Raw genomic sequence first — 19,369 nt, 5'->3', positions numbered from 1 at the left:
CGGTTTTTATTCTTCGATCTCCACCATCTTCTGTAGAAACGGAGGAAGGACAAAGGCTGCTTCGTGCAGGGCCGAACTGTAATACCTGACACCCTCCGGTGCATTTCGCAGAGGGCGATGCGTGTCGTAAGATTTTGAGCCGATGGTGTATGTCCACATACCCGTCGGATAAGTAGGCATTGCTCCCCAACAAACAGCGCTTTTCTGAAACACCTTTGCCATGGCGCGGCGGCTGTCTCCGACGAGAATGGGTTCAACGAAAGGGGACTCGGTTTGGATAATCATCATTCCGTCCGGTCGAAGGGCCGTGAAAACGTCACGGAAAAAAGGTTCCCCGAAAAGACCGACAGCGAAATCCACCGGGTCGGTACTGTCAACAATGATGATGTCGAAGGCGTTGCTGTTTTCCTTGATGAAGACAAGGGCGTCCATGGGTTTGATCTGTACCTTTGGGTGGTCGAGAGCACAGCTCACCGTGGGGAAAAACTCTCTGGAGGCCTGAATCACCTCCTCATCGATCTCGCAAAGAACAACCCTCTCGACGATTTCGTGGCGAACCACCTCTCGAACGATACCGCCGTCACCGCCTCCCACGACAAGAACCTGACGAGGGGCTGGATGGGAGCACAAAAGGATGTGAGCCATCATCTCGTGGTAGGTGAACTCATCCTTTTCCGTAAGCTGAATGGCTCCGTCAAGCGCCAACATACGCCCATACTGCTTGGTTTGTGCCACGAGCAGTTCCTGATACGGTGTCTTGCTGTTGCGGAGAATCTCCGTGATCCGAAGGCCGAGTCGTAGATTCGGCGTGGAATATTCGGTAAACCAGATGTCCATGGGACGTTTTTCCATAATTTCCATGCGTGCTCCTCCTTGCTTTTCGCCTGCTCCAGGTAAGTGTTTTGCAGACCGCTCCTCCTCGAAATTCTCTGAGCAACGTCACCTCTCACTTTTCAAGAACTCTCTTGAGTTCCTCCACAATACGGGAAATATCCAGAGAAGAACACTCCGCGATCTTCTCTCCGCGGCGAAAGAGAACGACTCCTTTCGGTGCGCCGGCAATACCTAAGTCTGCGTGGCTCGCCTCACGTGGTCCGTTGACTTCGCACCCCATGACGGCCAAGGTGAGTCCCTCGGGGAATGAGTCGAGTTCCCTGCGAAGGGCTTCCACGATCGCCGCTACGTCCACCCGTTTCCGGCCACAGGTGGGGCAGGAAATAAGAGTCACTCCGGACATCCGTAACTCCAGTGCCCGGAGAATGGAAAATCCTGCCTTTACCTCCTCAATCGAGGGTCCGGTCAGGCTGACGCGCAAGGTGTCGCCTATTCCTTGAGCCAGGAGAAGGGAAAGCCCCGCAGTACTCCGCACAAGTCCATCCATGCCCGATCCGGCTTCCGTCACACCGACATGCATTGGCAAGCTGGGATAGGTTTGCGCGAGGAGCGTGTTGGCCACAACGGTCTCTCGGACGGATGTGCTTTTCGCTGAGAGAATGATGTCTTGGAATCCATGATCCAGAAGAAGGCGGGCCTGTTCTTTCACGGCTTCTACGAGTGCCCTGCCTCTGTCCCCCTGGGCGTCTTCGATCTGTTTGTTGTTGAGGGAACCACTGTTCGCGCCGATCCGGATCACTGCCTTGGAAGCAACCGCAGTGGCCGTGATCCGGGCAAGGTCTCTCTTGGGCATGTTGCCCGGATTGATGCGTACGGAAGGACATCCCATATCCAACGCACGCAGAGCCAGATCTGCGTCAAAGTGGATGTCCGCCATGAGGGGAAGCGTCGCGTCACGGAGGAGGACTTCCAGCATCGGTGCCGTTTCCTTCGTGGGAAAAGCGACTCGAACGAGTTCACAGCCACCTTTTCGGAGCGCCTCCAGCTCTTTTCGGCATCCAGCCACGTCCGCCACCGGTGTTTTCAGCATGCTTTCCACGCGAACGGGAGCGTCGCCTCCGATGGTAAGTCCTCCGATCACCACGGTGTGCATAGGATACCTCCGCTCATTGAGAACCTACAAGGGTCACAATATCCTTCCATGTCACCAGAAGGATCAAGGAAATGAGCACGACGAAACCAGCGAGATGGACATAGTATTCCCAACGCTCCGGAAATTTTCTTCCCGTGAGCATTTCTCCCAGCAGAAAAATCAACCGTCCTCCGTCCAAGGCTGGGAAGGGAAGCAGATTCAAAATGCCGAGATTGAGATTGATCACCGCGAGAAAGGAAAGAAAAGACCAGAGTCCCTGTTTTACCGCTTCGCCGGCCATGGTGGCGATTCCGACTGGACCGGTAACGTCCATCTTTTGCTTTCCAAAAAGCCACGAGAGAATACCCGACAGGATGTCCCGACTCATTTCGAAAATATAGCCGAAAGAGCGTCCCAGAGCTTCAAAAAAGGGATAGGTAATGATCCTGGGACGGATGCCGAAAAGGAAAGCTCCGGATTGGGGATCTTTTCGCAGTGCGGTTTCCACGATGAAACGATCACTTCCCCGCTCCACGAGAATTCGTACGGTGCCTTGGTGTCCTGCCTCCCGAAGCGCCTTGGCCATGAACTCCCAAGACGTCGTGGGTTCATCGTTCACGGCGAGAATGGTGTCTCCTTGTCGCAATCCTGCTTCTGCTGCGGGGTATTCGGTCATAATTTCGCCGATCGTTGTTGATTTCAAATCCATGACACCGCGGGTCATGAGCAGGAATGCCGTGATGCCAACCGCGAGGAGAATATTCAACGCTGCTCCGGCGGAGAGGATCAGGAAGCGTTGCCATGCGGATTTTTCGAAAAATCCACCTCCGGGAAGGAGTTCTTCGTTGTCCCGTTCCTCTCCCATGCCCGCGAGGCGAACGAAGCCTCCGACGGGAAAAATTCGAAAGGTCCAAAGGGTGTTCCATCGTTTTCTGCTGAACAAAACCGGTCCCATTCCGAAGGCGAACTCATGGACCTGGACGCCGAAAAGCCGTGCGGTGATATAGTGCCCCCATTCGTGGGAGATCACACAGATCGCGATGACGAAAAGAAACGCAAGGATCGTCATAAATATGTACCTCCTTGATCAGTTGCAAGACCGGCATGCTATCGCGGCCCGTCGCCGTCCTTCCTGGAGGACGGACAGTGCGTCCTCCAGGGAAGACGGCGCACCGTCGTGCCATGAGTCGAGAACGCGTGCAACAACACCGGCAATATCGGGGAAGGCGATGCGATGGGCAAGAAAAGCCTCCACCGCGATCTCGTCAGCGCCTACGAGTAGAGTAGGGAAAGCACCACCGCGCCGAGCCGTTTCCTGAGCGAGGGCGAGGCAGGGAAAGCGCTTCGTGTCGGGAGGCTCAAAGCGCAGCTCGAAAGAGTTCTCCATGTCGAAACACGGCAGTGCCGTTTCCTCCGCCAGGGGAAGCCTGATGGGCCAACTCATTGCAATGGCTGCGGGGATCCGCATATCCGGTGCGGAGAGAAGCATTTTGCTGCAGCCGTCTCGGAAACGGACAATCGCATGGGCTTTGGATCCGGGATGGATCAGCGCGGACACCTGTGCGGCATCGAGGTCGAACAGAGACATGGCTTCAAGGAGTTCAATCCCCTTGTTCATGAGCGTTGCGCTGTCAATGGTGATCTTCGCTCCCATTGCCCACACGGGATGTTTCAGTGCCATCTCCGGTGTCACCCGGCGGAGTTCCTCCGAGGAAAAAGAACGGAAAGGACCCCCGGATGCTGTGAGATAAACACGATCGATTCTTGTTGAAGGTGCTGTTTTTTCTCTCTCATGTCCCATTTCGCCCATGAGAGCCTGCCAGACCGCGTTGTGCTCGCTGTCAACCGGACGGAGCTGCAAAGGGTGATCAATCAGAGGCATGACCCACGGTCCTGCGACGACGATGCTCTCCTTGTTTGCGAGCGAAGCTTCTTTTTTCAGACGGAGTGTTTCCTGCAATGCCGGAATAGCCATCGTCCCCGAGGATGCGAACACGACATGTTCCACCTCGGGATGTCGGACCACATCGAGGAGAGCGTCAGCACCGCTCGCCACGGAAACACTTGTCCCGAAAAGTTTTTCGGAAAGCCGGCGACCTGCTTTAGGTTCGGTCAGTGCCGCGAGTTTCGGTCGGAACTTGACGACAAGTTGTTCCATGGCCTCGACGTTGCTTTGCGCTGCAAGGGCTACAACCGGGAAACGATCCGCATAGGTCTCGCAAACCCAGAGAGCAGCCCTTCCCACAGCACCCGTCGCACCGATGATGGCTATCCCCTTGGAAAACCCATTCCCGATCAATTCCAGATCACCTCGAAAAGCATGTACACACAAGAGGCGCTGAAAAGAATGCTGTCGAATCTGTCCAGCATACCCCCATGTCCAGGAATGATGGATCCACTGTCTTTCACTCCGGTTTCTCTTTTTAGGACTGATTCTGCAAGATCACCGAGTTGTCCCACCAAACCGCAGATCAACCCGATGAAAAGCAGCGGTAGAGGCGGGACCCCGGAAATATAGGCAAGAAGTCCCGCAGTAAACAGGCTTCCGCAAAACCCTCCGAGAGCGCCTTCCCATGTTTTCTTGGGACTCACTTTTTCGCAGAGCAAGAACCTTCCCCAACGGTTGCCCACAAGGTAGGCCATGACATCACAACTCCAAGTACAGAGCAAAAGTGCCCCGGTGAGCAGAAGTCCCCATTCACGCGTGCGCATCTCGATGAGAAAAGACCAAGGATAGACGATGTAGAGAACACCTGCAAGCGTGCCTCCTGCATTGCGGATGGCATTGCTTGTTCCTGCGAGCTGTCTCCGCAGAACCTCGATGGCCAGAACGAGCAATACCGACGCAGGAAGAATGACTACCGAGTATTCGAGAGGTGAACTCAATCCTGTGAAAACCAGCGTCACGATACCGACAAGAATGCCGATTCCACGGGAGACGTGAAATTCTCGTTCGAGCATTCCGTAGAATTCCCAGAGAGACACGAGGGCGATGCACGAAACAATGCCGGCCCACCACCATGCGCCGAGGTAGAGGGCGGCGGAGACGATGAGCACAACGGCAAAGCCGCTCAGAGCGCGGGGGAAAAGATCGCTGACCCTTGAACTAAGCACCGCCATAACGGCGCTCTCTTTCCGCATAAGATCGAAGGGCTTTTTCGAGTTCTTCTTCGCCAAAATCCGGCCAGAAGGTGTCACAGAAATATAATTCACTGTATGCACCTTGCCAAAGCCAGAAATTGCTCATTCGCAGTTCCCCGCTGGTTCGAATGATGAGATCCGGATCGGGAAGGTCAGAAAGGTAAAAATAGCGCCGTAACAACTCTTCCGTAAGGTAAGGCCGTTCGGAGTCAGAGAGGGTGTTTCTGGAGCGGTCCTCCAGAAACGCATTGATTGCCTCCAAGATCTCCTGGCGTCCTCCGTAGTTCAGGCAGACCACCATGTCAATGGCAGTGCACGAGGCTGTTTCTCCCTCCGCTTTCCGAAGAAGTTGTCGTATGTCTTCGGGAAGAGCGGCGAGGTTTCCGGCGAAACGGATCCTGGCCCCTTCTGCCTTGAGGGCATCGATCTTGCTGGAGACATAATACCGGAAGAGTCCCATGAGCCCCCCCACTTCCGAGGGAGATCGTTTCCAGTTTTCCGTGGAAAACGCATAGAGGGAAAGATGTGCGATTCCCGCATCTCGGGCGGCCCGAACAGTCCGCTCTACCGCGCGAACACCTTCATGGTGTCCCATGACGCGGGGTAAATGGCGTTTTTTTGCCCATCTGCCGTTTCCGTCCATGATAATTGCCACGTGTTTCGGTACGGAAACATTTTCCTCAGGCATCTTCCGCAACGCCTCCCTTTTCCAAGGCAAGCCATTTTTCCTTGACGGCCTTGATGTCCGTCCAGGTCAGGTGTTTGGGGCTGCCTACAGTGGACGACTGATACCGCAGAAGATAACTGGGGTGAAACAAGGGCATGACGAAAATACCTTTCCAGTTGAACCATTTTCCACGAGTTTTCGTGATTCCTTCGCTCGTCTTGAGGATCCACTTGGTAGGCGTGTTGCCGAGGCAGATCAGAATGCGGGGACTCACAAGAGCGATCTGCGCCTGAAGGAATCGGTCGCAGGCAAAGGTTTCCTCAAGGGTGGGGACCCTGTTTCCGGGGGGGCGACATTTCACGATGTTGGTGATGAAGACGTCCTGTCGTGGAATACCCGCTGCTTCGAGAATTTTCGTGAGCAACTGTCCCGCCTTGCCCACGAAAGGCTTTCCCGATGCGTCTTCATCAGCTCCCGGTCCCTCGCCTATGAAAAGGATGGTGGTTTTCCGAGGTCCCTCGCCGAAGACGGTTCGGGTCCTGGTGGAAGCGAGGGGGCATCGTGTGCATTGTGCCACCTGGGCTTGCAAGTCTCTCCAGAGTTCTTCCTTTTTCTGTTCTTGCTCATTCCCGGAAGGTGAAAGGGATATCCAAGATGTCATGGCTGCACCTCGTCAACGTTCACGTCAACATTTCCCACGTCAATGCCGGAAAAATACCGGATAGTCGACCAAAGTCGTTGCTGCAGAAAGTGTGCGACCTCCAGGAAATTTCTCTTGCCCCCTGCAAGGCGCACGTGAACCTTGATGTCGAGTTTTTCGTCGCTTTCCCCCACGTGCACATCAAGAACCTTTGCCACTTGTTTCGTCCGTTCGCTGATTTTCGTGGCAATTTGGGCTATGGCTTCTTTCTCGATGTGCAGTTCACCCCGGAAACTGAAAGGAGGTCTGACGATCGTTTTTTCACCCTGATGTCTGTCTTTGTGCCAGAAGACCTTGAATCCTCCGACCAGTTTCCCGGCGAAGTTTCTCCGTACCTGGACATGGGAAACGGGAATCACATGCTGCTTTTTCTGCATCCGTTCCTTTCTGGCTCGGCTTATCTCCTCTTCCGATGCGACGTCCTGAATATGCACAATCTCGTCGGGAAACGGCAGGCCCAGTCTTCGGGCGATGCGCACTGCCATCTCTTCCGAGGTGGCAACGAGCATAATGCGACATGGACGCATTGCAACGAGAAAATTGCGTACTTCCCGTCGATGGTCGGAAAATTGAAAAAGCGCACGACGAATGGCCCGAACCTGATTCCGTTCCGACTTTGCGCTTTTCCCGCAGGCAATCTGGCCCTTGCGGATCAAAAGCCCATCATCAATGATGATGTCAATCCTACGATTCCGCGCCACTAGCTGCGCTCGCTGGCTTTTCCCGGTACCTGCAGCTCCGACGAAAGCGGTCACGGAAAAGCGGGAGAGCAGCGTTCGCACGTCCGCAGTGGTCGTTGTTTCCCTGTTAGCGTCTTCCAGCGCGCTTCATCACCTTTCGCAATGATGCGGCAAACCGCTCGTTTTCCTCGGGAAGTCCGATGCTGACTCTCAGAAATCCCTGCATGCCCATGTCGCTTCCTGGCCTGACAATGATTCCTTCCCGAAGGAGATCTTCGGCCACAAGATCCGCATCTTCCACGCGGAGGAGCAGGAAGTTCGTATGCGTCGGATATACTTTTACCCCCAAATCGGAAAGCACGGAAAGCATTTTTTCCCGCTCAATGAGGGTTCTGTCACGGATTTCCTCGATATATGCGGTTTGTTCCAGTGCTGCCACGGCGGCGTGTTGGGCGATCTTGTTCACTTCGAAGAATCTTTTGACCTTGCTGAAGGATTCCACTACTGGCTTGGGAGCGATGCCATAACCGATACGCAATGCGGCAAGGCCGTAAATTTTTGAAAAGGTACGGAGGATGACGATGTTGCCGAGCTGGCGGAACAACTCCACGCCGGAGACGTAACGAGGGTCGATGACATATTCGGCGTAGGCTTCGTCGACGACGAGGAGAGTCTGCATGCCCTCCAGATGTGCGGCCAAACTCAGGAGTTCGCTACGAGACATGATCGTTCCCGTCGGATTGTTCGGATTGCACATGATCACGACTTTCGTCCGTTCACTGCACGCGGCGATGATCATGTCCGCAGTGGGAGTGAAACTATCCGTGAGAGGAACGGCCACACATGTCGCCCCCGCGGCTTTCGCGGCGAGAATATGGAGAGGATAGGTGGGCATGCAGTGGACGACATGATCCCCCTCATCGATTATGGCCTGAAAGAGGGCGTAAACGACACCTTCCGTTCCGGCTCCGACGATGATCTCCGAAGGAGAGACGCCCCACTTTCGCGCCAAGGCGCGTTTCAGGTAATATGCTCCGGGGTCTGGATATCTGTTCACTTCCTTCGCAGCGCTTTGGATTGCTGTACTGACCGCTTCCGGAATGGGCCAAGGGTTTTCGTTTGAACAGAGGCGAACGATTTCCCGCAGTCCGAGTTCCCGTTGTACATCACTGATGGGTTTGCCGGGTCTGTAGGGTTCGACATCGGCAAGAGCCTTCCGGACGAGTCTTTCCAACCAAGCCACTTCAGTTCCTCCTTTCGAGGCGAGGAGCGTTCGAAAAGTCAGGCATCCTCGTCAGGACACGGAATTATTTCCACCCGAGCTCCGACATGACCGAGCTTTTCGACGATTTTCTCATATCCTCTTGCTACATGTTCCACACCAAACATCTCAGTCTGGTCGGACGCGGAAAGTCCGGCCAAGATGAGAGCCGCTCCGGCGCGAAGATCCGTGGCTCGTACATCTGTTCCGTGAAGGGCAGGAACTCCGGTGACGACCGCAGAATTTCCCTGAACTTCTATATGTGCACCCATACGCTGCAGCTCCGGGACGTGAAGAAATCGCGATTCGAAAATGCCTTCCTGAACGATACTACTTCCCTCGGCGATGGAGAGAAGAGCCATCATCTGGGGCTGCAAGTCCGTCGGGAATCCTGGAAAAGGAAGTGTTTTCACCGAGATGCCTCTTAACCTCTGGGGGGCTCGGGCGGAAACGGTCTCTTCCGTGCAGAAGACTTCCGCCCCCGCTTCCTCGAGTTTGGCAAGCAGGGCATCCATGTGTTGTGGGATGACCTGATGGACTGTGATCTCACCTCCGGTCATGATTCCCGCGAGGAGATAGGTACTTGCCTCGACGCGATCGGGAATGACGGTGATACGTGTTCCGGAGAGCTCCTTCACTCCCGTGATTCGTATTGTGCCGGTTCCCTCTCCTTCAATTTTTGCCCCCATGGCGCGAAGCACTTCGGCGAGGTTCGTAATTTCCGGTTCTCGTGCCACGTTTTCCAGAATGGTTTGTCCGCGGGCAAAGACTGCTGCCATCATGAGGTTCTCCGTCGCGCCGACGGAGGGAAAATCGAGATAAATACGACACCCTCTGAGACCCTTGGCTTTTGCATGGACAGATCCATGGACGAGTTCGATCTGGGCGCCCATTTTTGCCAGTCCTTTGAGGTGGAGGTCAATCGGTCTGCCTCCGATGGCGCACCCCCCTGGAAGGGGAAGAACAGCCCTGCCGCAGCGTGCGAGGAGGGGGCCGAGAGCCAGGGAAGACGCTCGCATTTTCCGGACGAGGTGTGCCGGTGTCTCCCAGTCCGGCTCTTCCGGAGCCGCTATAATCATTGTCCCCTTCTCAAAGGTTGTCTGGGCTCCGAGATGTCCCAGAAGATCCGCCATGGTCCGAGTGTCCTGAAGATCAGGAATACGATCGATGATTAATTGTTCCCGGGAAAGGAGCAGCGAGGCCGCCATAATCGGAAGGGCTGCGTTTTTCGCCCCCTGAGCCGAGATGGAGCCTCTCAGGGGGGTGGCACCTCTGATAAGCATTTTTTGCCGTTGTGTGGTCACGATGAACCTCCTCATCGATTTCGGCGTGGTTCGGAATGCCGCGAAATTGTCGTCAAGCTTTTTTTAAGTGCCTCTAGGATACGTTCCGAAGCGTTTCCATCTCCAAAGGGGTTGCGTCGTTTTTCTACAAGTTTCGCGTATTCTTGAGGGTTCGTGAGCAAGCGTACACTTTCACGAACGATGCGCGAAGATTCCGTACCAACAAGAAGAGCAGTTCCTTCAAGAACTGCTTCCGGGCGTTCCGTCACCTCGCGGAGCACCAACACCGGCTTCTTGAGAAAAGGCGCCTCTTCCTGAATACCTCCGCTGTCACTGAGGATGAGCGTACTCCGTTTCATCGCCCAGACAAAATCAGGATATTCCAGTGGTTCGCAGAGGGCGACACGGTCAAATGCACCGAGTTCTTCCATGAAGACAGAACGAACCTCTGGGTTTCTGTGCATGGGAACAAGAAACCAAAGCTCCGGGATCTTCTCGGTGAGATGTCGTATGGCTGTACAAATCTCTCGGAGTCCCTTCCCCCAGGATTCCCTCCGATGAGCGGTGACGAGCACGAGCCGGCACGTCGCAGGAATGCGTCTCAGTTCAGCGAGCGATGGTTCGTCGACTCTTGAAACGGCAACACGGAGCGCATCAATGACAGTGTTGCCCGTAACCCAAATACGCTCGGCATCGCAGTCCTCTCGGAGAAGATTTTCTCTCGCCAATGGGGTTGGTGCGAACCAGTATGTGGCAAGTCGATCCGTGAGGAGTCGATTCATCTCTTCCGGAAAGGGGCTCTGAAGATCACGACTCCGAAGTCCCGCCTCCACGTGCCCCACGGGAATTTTCCTGTAGAACGCCGCGAGAGTCGCGCTTAAGGTAGAGGTCGTATCTCCATGGACAAGGACAAGAGAGGGACGCAGACGATCCAGTACGTCGCCCACTCCGGTGATGACCGTTGCCGTGACGTGATCGAGGCTCTGTCGTTCCTTCATGATTCCCAGATAATCGTCGGGAACGAGATCAAAGAATGCAAGCGGGTTAAGGAGCATTTCCGCGTGTTGTCCCGTGGCGAGTAAATGGAGTTGAAATGTCTCGTCATGTTTCAGGGCGAGTGCGATCGGGGCCATCTTGATTGCTTCCGGCCGCGTTCCCACAACGACACAGACAATTTTTCTCCGCTTCACAAGGCAGGGCCTCCTCCGAGAAGGTAGATTCCGCTGGCGACAAGAGCGATGTGCAAAAGGTTGAGAATAGCCAACACACCCCATCCATGAAGTCCCGCATCGAGGAGTCTGTGGTGAAAATGCCCCCTGTCGGGGGAAAAGGGAGAACGCCCGTGCAGAATACGTCGCACGATGGAGTAGGATGTGTCGAGTATAGGGACCCCACCCAAAAGGAGCAAGAGCAACACCACCATGTGAAACGGCATTCCCTGCAAAATCGCTCCCGTTTCTTCTGCCAGAAGAGCGCTCCAGAGAAATCCGAGGAGGGTGCTTCCTCCGTCACCAAGGAAGGTCTTTGCCTTGGGAAAATTCCAAAAGAGAATTCCTGCGGAAATACCGAGGAGCAGTCCCCAGAAACTGCCGAACCCGGTGGCTGCTCCAATGGCGAAGCTGCTCATGGAGAGAGTCAGGCACAGACCATTCATGCCGTCGATGAGATTGAAGGCACTTGTGCATCCCGCTATCCAAAAGAGGAGGAGCAGGCGTATTCCGTAAGGCAGCGGAAGCGGGAGAAGAACGAGAAACGCGGCCACGAGATGAAGGGCGAGACGAAAAAGCGGAGGTAAAGGACGCATATCGTCTATGTAGCCTACGAAGAAAACGAGGCTTGCTCCGGTTGCGAGAGGGACGGACATGGTACCGTTCCCCCAGGCAACGAGGCTCCAGAGCATGAGACCGGACCAAAGAGCGAGTCCTCCACCCCGAGGAATATCCTCGGGGTGGGTCTTTCGCTCTCCAGGACGATCGATGATTCGATAACGGGCAGCCAATCGAATCGTCATGGGGGTAAACGCGATCCCCCAAAACAAGCCGAAAAGAATGGTGCCGGCAAAAAGAGTCCGTACGATCATCTGTGCCATGAAAACGGTTATTTCGTTCCGAAAAGACGATCTCCGGCGTCGCCGAGTCCTGGGACGATGTATCCGTGATCGTTGAGATGCTTGTCGAGAGCCGCTGTAAAAATATCTACCTCGGGATGTTTGTGGCGAACCTTCGCCACCCCTTCGGGTGCGGCAATGAGGCAAACGAGCGAGATTTTCCTTGCTCCCTTGCGTTTGACGAGATCGATGGCGGCCGAGGCGGATCCGCCGGTGGCCAGCATGGGATCGAGGATGTAAATATCCCGTTCCTGGATGTCTCCCGGGAGCTTGCAATAATACTCGACGGGCTCCAGTGTCTCGGGATCCCGGTAAAGGCCGATATGCCCCACCTTGGCGTTCGGAACGAGACGAAGGATGCCGTCTACCATACCCAAACCCGCTCGGAGCACTGGAACCACGGCGAGCTTTTTCCCTGAGAGGGTTTTTACGACGGTTCGCTCAAGGGGTGTTTCGACGCAGGTTTCTTCAAGCGGAAGGTCCCGCGTTGTCTCGTAGACCATAAGCCCTGCAATTTCCTGCACGAGCTCCCGAAATTCTTTGACACTTGTCCGCTTGTCGCGGATGATGGCGACCTTGTGCTGGATCAACGGGTGATCCATCACGGTCAAACGCCCCGATTCAACTCTCTGAACGGGATGTTCCGGCGTGTTTCGCCTCTCGTAGTGTTGAATCGACCGCGTTCTCCGCAAATGCCGCTCGCCCTCGAAGGAAGTGGAAAGCCAGGTTGTAACGATCTGGCATGCGATTTCTTCGCCGAGAATTCGTCCGCCCAGCGCGAGTATGTTGGCGTTATTGTGCTTCCGGCTTGCCTGGGCCTCGAAGACACCGTGACAGAGTGCAGTGTAGGCACCCTTGACTTTGTTGGCTGCGATGGACATGCCGATACCCGTTCCGCAAAGAAGAATGCCTCGATCGTAGGTGCCGTTCGCTACTGCCTCTGCCACTGGGATGGCGATATCCGGATAATCGACGCTCCGCTCCGCCGAGTCGGTCCCGAAATCGTCCACATGATGTCCCAATGACAAGAGAAGATTTTTTAAGGATTCTTTCAGCGTAAAACCGGCATGATCCGCCCCGATGGCGATGTTCATGGTTCCACTTCCCTTCGCAATGTCGTTTCTTTTTTGAGAAGGCATCGCCCTTTAAAACATCTCCTCGAAGACGGCATCCGCCACAGCATAGGGTGTGGTTCTCCGTTCTTCCAAGGCAAGAAGGAGATCGGGCGATTTCAATTTTTCCCAGGAACGCTCAACCATTCCGGCGACTTCCCGACGGAGGATTTCTTCTACTTCCATCTCCAATCTTGCCCAGCGACGCCGACGTCCCTCTTCACTGCGGAGGAGGAAATCCCTGTGCTTGGCAATGGCTTCCACCACTTCTGGAACCCCTTCGCCACGTTCGGCCACGGTCTTGAGGACGGGCGGTCTCCATGCCTTTTCTCCCAAGAGGTCGAGCATCATTTCCACTTCGCGAACCACCCGTTCAGCTCCGTCCCTGTCCGCCTTGTTGACGACAAAAAGATCTGCGATTTCCATAATGCCCGCTTTCATGATTTGGATGTCGTCTCCCATGCCCGGGACGAGGACAAGACACACCGTGTCGGCAATGCGCATGATGTCGACTTCGGACTGTCCCACCCCAACCGTTTCGATGAGGACGACATCCTTGCCGCAGGCATCAAGAATCAGCGCGGCCTCGTATGTGGCGCGGCTCACGCCCCCGAGGGAACCTCTCGTTCCCATGCTTCGAATGAAAACACCGCTCTCCGTGGCATGTTGTTGCATCCGAAGGCGGTCTCCAAGAATGGCACCTCCGGTGAAGGGACTGGAAGGATCGACTGCGATGATTCCGACAGTTTTTCCTGCATCACGGAGTGATGTGATGATTTTGTCGGTGAGCGTGCTTTTCCCTGCGCCTGGACTGCCAGTGATGCCGAGAATCTGCGCTTTCCCCGTGTGGGGGTAGATGGAACGCATAATACTTTCAGCAGAGGATGCTTCACTTTCGATAATGCTGATGAGCCTTGCGATGGATCTTGCATCCCCTTCGAGTGCTTTTTGCACCAACGTGTTCAACAGAGTCTCTCCTTTCCCAATGAGGGGTGTTCCCTCTACTCTCCGTCTTCGGCAAGGGCACGAGATATCAAGAGAGCCCCCTATTCTTGGGGATTTTCTGCGCTTCGAAGACCCGATGGCCAGAAGGGAAACCAATCCCGGAGGATGTGTTCACCGCTGTCGACGAAAACGGAAAGCATGGATCCGCTTGGATATCCCGAAGGGAAGGCGTCGACGGGCAGGGGGAAACGCATTTCGAGCACGAATGGATCCGGTGTGACAATGGTATCGAGCGTTTCCGAGACGAGCAATCTTCCGCCGGTCAGAAGCATGAGTCGTGCAAGGAAACGTGACGGAATTTGTGAAGGCGCCCAGAGGTGTATCCGAATTCCGTTGTGAAGGGCAAGCGCCAGAAGACGGCGCAGGTCATCCCTGGAAAAAGGTATTCCCGTGTCCAGGATAATGTCCGTGGGAACAATGCCCATATCCCATCCGGAACGCCGCAGGACAGGGAGCAGAACTCCTCCGTCCTGAAGGACAGCACTTCCGGGATGATCAAGCGTCTTCCCCGGAGCAAGGAGGACCAACGGTGTAATTGCTGAGCGATGAAGAAAGCGCACGTTTCCTTGCAGCTGTTTTCCCATCCAAGCGGCAGATGTGTAGGTGCGTTGTCTACGAAGGATCTCTTGAGCGGGAAATCCCACGTATCCCTGTAAAATGGCTTCAGGATCGGAGCCTTGAGTCACGGAGGGAGTAAAAAGATTGAGCATGAAAAGTCCCGCGTTGACAGGCGGAAAAGGCTTTCCTTCCCAGAGGTACTTCCCCGATACGTGGAGAACGAAGGGCTTTCCGTCGAGAACATCCAGGGTCCATGCGCCTTCTAACCGAACGAGGCGTTCTGGAGGCGTTCCGGATTTCCATGTGTAAAGATCCCCACGCTCGTCGAGGATGAGAAGACTGCCCCAGGGGGTCCATGCGATGTCCCTGGGCGTTTCCAATCCATCGATCTCAGCCTCGACCGCCCTGGCGCGTGTATTCAGAAGGAGGACACGTCCCCTTCCCCGGTCCGCTATGGCCAGTAGTTCTCCCAGTCCAGCCAGTGCAACGGGTTCGAAAGGTTGGAGAAGAGTCTCCGTCCCAGGCGACCAGTTCCAAAGCACTTGGAGAGAGGGAAAATCGATAAAGGAGAGTTTTCGCTCCCCCCAATCAGCGACGCAAAACGTGTTTCCCGAAAGAGAAACGGCATCGGCGACCAATGTTCCCAAACTGCCCATGGGTGTCACATCGCCTGAGAGGTGTCCTGTTGCGTCCAGAGAGGCTTCTCCGATATCTCCGCTTCTTCCTACCACGAGGAAAGATCCCCCGTTTCTCGGGATGACCGTGACGGGTCTGTCCGAAGAGAGGATTTGAGGGCGGAATCCTCCTCCTTCCCGCACGATCCAAGTCTTGTTGCCCTCCGTGTCTGCGAGGAAGAACAGGGAGCCTGCGGCCGTCATCTTTCCCATTCCGAGAGGCGTAAAAGGAGCCCATCCGGGAAAGGCGAACGCCCTTTCGGAGGTGTGGCGAAAAATGCTGAAACGCTCCCCCTGGACGTCGCCGTCAAGAGCTTGTTCCAGAAAACGCACCTCTTCGACAAGAGCTTCAAAAATACGGGAGGGAGCGTGTTCGGCAGGGCGAACCTCGAGGTAATGTGACAACGCTTCTGCTGCTGCGGCAGTTTCTCCAAGCCGCCGCAAAATGAGCCCTTTCATGAGGTAATAATCCACCAGGTAGGTGTTGTTCTGCAGTGCCACTTCAAGTGAATCCAGTGCTTTCCAGTAGCGCTGCTGCACCATGAAGGAATAGGCAGCGAGAAGATGACGCTCCGCTTCCTCGCGTTTCGCTCCCGGTAGGGTCTGAGGAACTGCTTGCGCCATACCGTGATCCCCGTGGAGAACAAGGGGGAGTTCAAAGAGCACCGAGGAAAGCGACAGTAAGAAGATTACCGCAGACAGAACACATCGTCGTACCACGCTGAGACCTACCTTCTGCCCAGAATGTCGATTCCCGCAAACGCGTAAAAGGCGAATGCGATGGAAGCAGTGAAGACAAACCCCAGAAGGACACGTAAATAAAAAACCCAGACAGAACCTCCGGGCCAGATTCCTCGATTGATGTTATTGACACTTCGGGCAAGAAGCAATGCAAGAAGAAAAAGGCCGATGGACAGAAGAGCTTGGACGTTCACACTGGGCATGGTGAAGCACCTCCACTTCCTTCAAGAGCATACCAAAAAAAAGCATAAAAAAAAGAGGAGAAACGCTTCTCCTCTTTTTTCGGACGACTTGGATGCTTTTCTTTCGCGAGTGGGATCGGGAGAAATCAGGTGGGTCAGACTGCAGCCTCCGAAAGATTTTTCTCGGGAGTGGAAATTTGTCGAAGCACTGCTATTGCCACTTCAAGGGCGCGTTTGCCGTCGCTGATACCGACGAGAGGTTGGCGTCCTTCCCGAACACACGAAACGAAATGCTGCAATTCAAGCTTGAGAGGTTCCTTTTTCGGAAAGACGGGATGCTCCACCACTTCCACAAGGCCGCTTCCGTTTTCCCGAACGCAATGATGAATGGACACGTCCTGCGTCTCATAGTTGACGGAAATATAGCGCTCTGCCTCCATGATCTCAAGTTGACGGAGACGCCTTTCGGAGACCCGGCTCACAAGGATGTGCGCCATCGCTCCGTTGGCGAAGCGGATCTGGGCGGAGGCCACGTCTTCGAAGTTGGAACGTACGGAACTTCCCATTGCGGAAATGTCGACGATTTCCGAGTGGACGAGAGAGAGGATGATGTCGATATCGTGGATCATGAGATCAAGGACGACTCCCACGTCGCTTATCCGAGGGGAAAAGGGGCCGAGTCTCCGAGACTGGAGAAAGAGAGGCGCATGCACGATATTGGCTACATGCTGCATCGCGCTGTTAAAACGCTCAATGTGTCCCACCTGAAGGACCAGGTTTCTTTCCGCTGCGATTCGCAGAAGGACTTCGGCTTCCTCGACCGTGGAAGTGACGGGCTTTTCGACGAGCACGTGAATGCCTTTTTCAAGAGCCTGTCGGGTGACATTGTAGTGGGCATGAGTGGGTACCACGATACTGACCGCATCGGGCTGCGCGGCGGCGGCAAATTCCTCGAAACTGAAGAAATGAGGTACCCGCAGCGTTTCGCCGACAGCACAGGCCCGTTCTTCGTTAGTGTCCACGACACCGACGAGCTGCGTTCCCAGGATTTCCGTATATACGCGGGCATGATGGCAACCGAGGTGCCCCACTCCGACGACGCCGACACGTACCGGACCCATACCGACCACGCTCCATCTCCTTCGATCTTCTACTGAACGGGTAAATTCCCGCTATTACTGTTCTCCCACCAGTATCGCCTTTTGTGGACTCCTTCGGAAATTCCCGCCAGGAGAAACGAACGTGAATGCAGATCGCCTCCTCGGTAGGAGTGAAGCCTCTCTGGAGAGCACTTGGTACAGCAATCCACATCATGGATATTCGCCGTGCGTATTCCCTCAGCGGTGAGTTGAAACGCGACGATTCGTCTCAGATCGAAAAAGATCTTTTCCCCGCGCCTATCCCATCCCTCGGAAGGAAGAAGCTCCATGCCTCGTCTCGTCATCGGGTCATTCTCGTCTCTGCAATAGCAGCAGCGCCCGATGGATGGAGCGAGCAGCACTACCGCATCTTCAAGGATCTCCGAACCGTGTTTTGTCACGAGGCGACGCACGGCTCTGCCCGCCATGTTCGCCACAGTTCCTCCGTAGCCTGAATGGAGAAGTAGACACCAGAGTGACGGAACACTGCCGACCACGACTACGGGGAGGCAGTCGGCAAAACGGAGGCTGCCCCAGATTCCGGGTCTGTTCAGGAAGATGCCGTCCGCTCTCGGGCGATGTGGAAGGCTCCAAAGCGGAAGTGCATCGACGACAGCCGCACCGTGAACCTGTCTCGGTGCCAGAAGAGGAGACGAATCTTTTCCCGAAAGGGCATGCCAAATTCGTTGAGGGTCGCCCTCCGCGGACTCTGTCACAGGGCCTTTCGCAAAGAGATGCACCTGAACATTCGCAAAGGTCTTTCCGGGAAACCAGTCGAGGATCCATGTGCCTTTTTCCTGCCTCCAGGTGATGAGAAAGTCAGGCAAAGTCGATCCTCCTCTCCGGAACGAGCCGGCTGCGCATCCAACCGACAAGATAAAGGCTGCCGCACACCACTACCATCGACGCACTTTGTTCGGCCATGGCAAGAGCACGGAGAGGATCCTCCTCACTGACGGGCGAGGTCCATCCCGCCGCTTTGGCCATTTCGACGAGAACGGCGGAGGTTTCACAGCGGGACATGCCGGGAACGGAGGTACAAATCAGACGATCCGCCACCGGGCGCAGGAGTTCCAGGGAACTCTTCGAATCTTTGTCCCGCATGGCGGCAAAGAGGATCGTCTTTGGCTGCGTTTTTCCCCAGACATCCCGGAGTAGAGAGGCAAGCGCACGGGCGCCGTGAGGATTATGTGCCCCATCAAGGAGAATCGGGGGGGATCCGGGCAGCAATTCTCCTCTGCCAGGCCAGTCCGTTGCCTTGAGACCGGCCTGGATACTGGAAGACGTGATTCCCGGTATGCGTTGTCCAAGGAGAATGGCCCCAGCGGCAGCGAGTGCGCTGTTGTTGATCTGATGCCTTCCTACGAGAGACGTCTTGAGCACCTTTCCGTCAAATCCCGGGCCGAAAAGCTCGTAGGAACACCCCTCTTCCTCAACCACAGGATGCTCCACGTGCCAGGTGCGGCGAAACACGTAGGGTTCAGCCTTTGCGAGGGAGCACCGCTCGAGGAAGAGTTCTTCGAGTTCGGGGGGTTCTCCGGAATAGAGTGCAGGGGTCCTCGGGCGGACAACGGCGAATTTTTCCATCCCTATGGAATGGAGTGATGTGCCGAGATATTCCTCGTGATCGAGGGCGACTGGTGTGATAACGGACAGTAGAACCTGTTTCGCTGCGTTCGTGGCATCGAGTCTACCCCCCATGCCGGCTTCCATGACAACCACGTCGGGAGCTGCGCTCCGGAGAACACAGAAACAAAGTGCGGTGAGAAGTTCAAAAAAGGTCGGTGGCATCTGCCGGAGAAACGGATCTTCCCGCAGCGCACGATAAAGCATGTCCTCTTCCGCCTCCCAGAGTGTTGGAGAAACACTCGTTCCGTTCATTCGGAGACGTTCCCCGAGAATGTCGAGATGAGGACTCGTGTACAGTGCGGATCGTCTGCCTGAGCAGCGAAAAATCGCGTCCAGAGATGCTGCGGTGGATCCCTTCCCGTTGGTTCCCACTACATGAATGGCCGGAAAATCGTTTTCCGGATTCCCTAGGCGGCGGAGCAGGCGGGCCAAACGGGACAAGCCCGGACGGATGCCCGGGCTTGCCGCTTTCAAAAGGCGCGTCTCAATGGCGGCAAAAGCCGCTCGGATTCCGTTCTTCACTG

19 protein-coding genes are annotated in these 19,369 nt (G+C 55.3%); 1 reads left to right on the top strand and 18 read right to left on the bottom strand.

The window, feature by feature from the left end; all coding sequences use genetic code 11:
- Positions 1–6: 6 nt before the first annotated feature.
- The 7 genes from speE to K349_RS0114260 form a co-directional block, all read right to left on the bottom strand.
- A complete protein-coding gene (gene speE, locus K349_RS0114290; protein WP_029166440.1) occupies positions 7–861 on the bottom strand; it encodes a polyamine aminopropyltransferase in 855 nt (284 codons plus the stop codon).
- Between the two features lie 85 nt (positions 862–946).
- Entirely contained in the window at positions 947–1,987 is a 1,041-nt protein-coding gene (ispG, locus tag K349_RS0114285; RefSeq protein ID WP_029166439.1) for a flavodoxin-dependent (E)-4-hydroxy-3-methylbut-2-enyl-diphosphate synthase, read from the bottom strand.
- A gap of 13 nt (positions 1,988–2,000) precedes the next feature.
- Positions 2,001–3,035, bottom strand: coding sequence for a M50 family metallopeptidase (locus tag K349_RS0114280; RefSeq protein ID WP_084460412.1), 1,035 nt, complete (start codon positions 3,033–3,035; stop codon positions 2,001–2,003).
- 18 nt (positions 3,036–3,053) lie between these two features.
- A complete protein-coding gene (dxr, locus tag K349_RS0114275) occupies positions 3,054–4,265 on the bottom strand; it encodes a 1-deoxy-D-xylulose-5-phosphate reductoisomerase (RefSeq protein WP_029166437.1) in 1,212 nt (403 codons plus the stop codon).
- Entirely contained in the window at positions 4,262–5,086 is an 825-nt protein-coding gene (locus K349_RS0114270) for a phosphatidate cytidylyltransferase (RefSeq protein WP_029166436.1), read from the bottom strand. The genes dxr and K349_RS0114270 overlap by 4 nt, the downstream gene beginning before the upstream one ends.
- Positions 5,073–5,795 (bottom strand): polyprenyl diphosphate synthase, encoded by a 723-nt coding sequence (uppS, locus tag K349_RS0114265; RefSeq protein WP_029166435.1) that lies wholly within the window; start codon positions 5,793–5,795, stop codon positions 5,073–5,075. The genes K349_RS0114270 and uppS overlap by 14 nt, the downstream gene beginning before the upstream one ends.
- Positions 5,788–6,435, bottom strand: coding sequence for a uracil-DNA glycosylase (locus K349_RS0114260; protein WP_029166434.1), 648 nt, complete (start codon positions 6,433–6,435; stop codon positions 5,788–5,790). Before K349_RS0114260 ends, uppS begins: the two co-directional genes overlap by 8 nt.
- On the opposite strand from K349_RS0114260, the gene K349_RS19995 reads away from it, so the two are divergent.
- A complete protein-coding gene (locus K349_RS19995; RefSeq protein ID WP_157367403.1) occupies positions 6,429–7,178 on the top strand; it encodes a hypothetical protein in 750 nt (249 codons plus the stop codon). The two genes, K349_RS0114260 and K349_RS19995, sit on opposite strands and share 7 nt — an antisense overlap.
- 103 nt (positions 7,179–7,281) lie before the next feature.
- On the opposite strand, the gene hisC is transcribed toward K349_RS19995, so the two are convergent.
- The 11 genes from hisC to K349_RS0114200 form a co-directional block, all read right to left on the bottom strand.
- Entirely contained in the window at positions 7,282–8,397 is a 1,116-nt protein-coding gene (gene hisC, locus K349_RS0114250; protein ID WP_029166432.1) for a histidinol-phosphate transaminase, read from the bottom strand.
- Between the two features lie 38 nt (positions 8,398–8,435).
- On the bottom strand, positions 8,436–9,734 hold the full coding sequence (murA, locus tag K349_RS0114245) for a UDP-N-acetylglucosamine 1-carboxyvinyltransferase (RefSeq protein WP_034265771.1): 1,299 nt from the start codon (positions 9,732–9,734) through the stop codon (positions 8,436–8,438).
- On the bottom strand, positions 9,731–10,888 hold the full coding sequence (gene wecB / locus K349_RS0114240; RefSeq protein WP_029166430.1) for a non-hydrolyzing UDP-N-acetylglucosamine 2-epimerase: 1,158 nt from the start codon (positions 10,886–10,888) through the stop codon (positions 9,731–9,733). Before wecB ends, murA begins: the two co-directional genes overlap by 4 nt.
- Positions 10,885–11,709 (bottom strand): glycosyltransferase family 4 protein, encoded by an 825-nt coding sequence (locus tag K349_RS0114235; RefSeq protein WP_245588066.1) that lies wholly within the window; start codon positions 11,707–11,709, stop codon positions 10,885–10,887. Before K349_RS0114235 ends, wecB begins: the two co-directional genes overlap by 4 nt.
- 86 nt (positions 11,710–11,795) lie before the next feature.
- Positions 11,796–12,899 (bottom strand): uracil phosphoribosyltransferase, encoded by a 1,104-nt coding sequence (gene upp / locus K349_RS0114230; protein WP_029166698.1) that lies wholly within the window; start codon positions 12,897–12,899, stop codon positions 11,796–11,798.
- A 51-nt stretch (positions 12,900–12,950) separates the two neighbouring features.
- A complete protein-coding gene (meaB, locus tag K349_RS17365) occupies positions 12,951–13,883 on the bottom strand; it encodes a methylmalonyl Co-A mutase-associated GTPase MeaB (RefSeq protein WP_034265768.1) in 933 nt (310 codons plus the stop codon).
- A gap of 80 nt (positions 13,884–13,963) precedes the next feature.
- Positions 13,964–15,778: a tetratricopeptide repeat protein gene (locus K349_RS0114220; protein WP_157367402.1), complete on the bottom strand. Its 1,815-nt coding sequence runs from the start codon at positions 15,776–15,778 to the stop codon at positions 13,964–13,966.
- A gap of 104 nt (positions 15,779–15,882) precedes the next feature.
- On the bottom strand, positions 15,883–16,098 hold the full coding sequence (locus K349_RS0114215; RefSeq protein ID WP_029166427.1) for a hypothetical protein: 216 nt from the start codon (positions 16,096–16,098) through the stop codon (positions 15,883–15,885).
- A 134-nt stretch (positions 16,099–16,232) separates the two neighbouring features.
- Positions 16,233–17,198, bottom strand: coding sequence for a Gfo/Idh/MocA family protein (locus K349_RS0114210; RefSeq protein ID WP_029166426.1), 966 nt, complete (start codon positions 17,196–17,198; stop codon positions 16,233–16,235).
- Between the two features lie 29 nt (positions 17,199–17,227).
- Positions 17,228–17,932, bottom strand: coding sequence for a purine nucleoside phosphorylase YfiH/LACC1 family protein (locus tag K349_RS20155; protein WP_420834465.1), 705 nt, complete (start codon positions 17,930–17,932; stop codon positions 17,228–17,230).
- A 103-nt stretch (positions 17,933–18,035) separates the two neighbouring features.
- The gene (locus K349_RS0114200; protein ID WP_029166424.1) at positions 18,036–19,367 is read right to left on the bottom strand and encodes a bifunctional folylpolyglutamate synthase/dihydrofolate synthase; all 1,332 of its coding nucleotides are present in this window, start codon (positions 19,365–19,367) and stop codon (positions 18,036–18,038) included.
- Positions 19,368–19,369: the final 2 nt, after the last annotated feature.

Origin of the sequence: Aminiphilus circumscriptus DSM 16581 (genome assembly GCF_000526375.1) — a bacterium.
Lineage (GTDB): Bacteria > Synergistota > Synergistia > Synergistales > Aminiphilaceae > Aminiphilus > Aminiphilus circumscriptus.
Note: the sequence above shows the minus strand (reverse complement) of the source record. Positions and strands in the feature narration are given on the sequence as shown.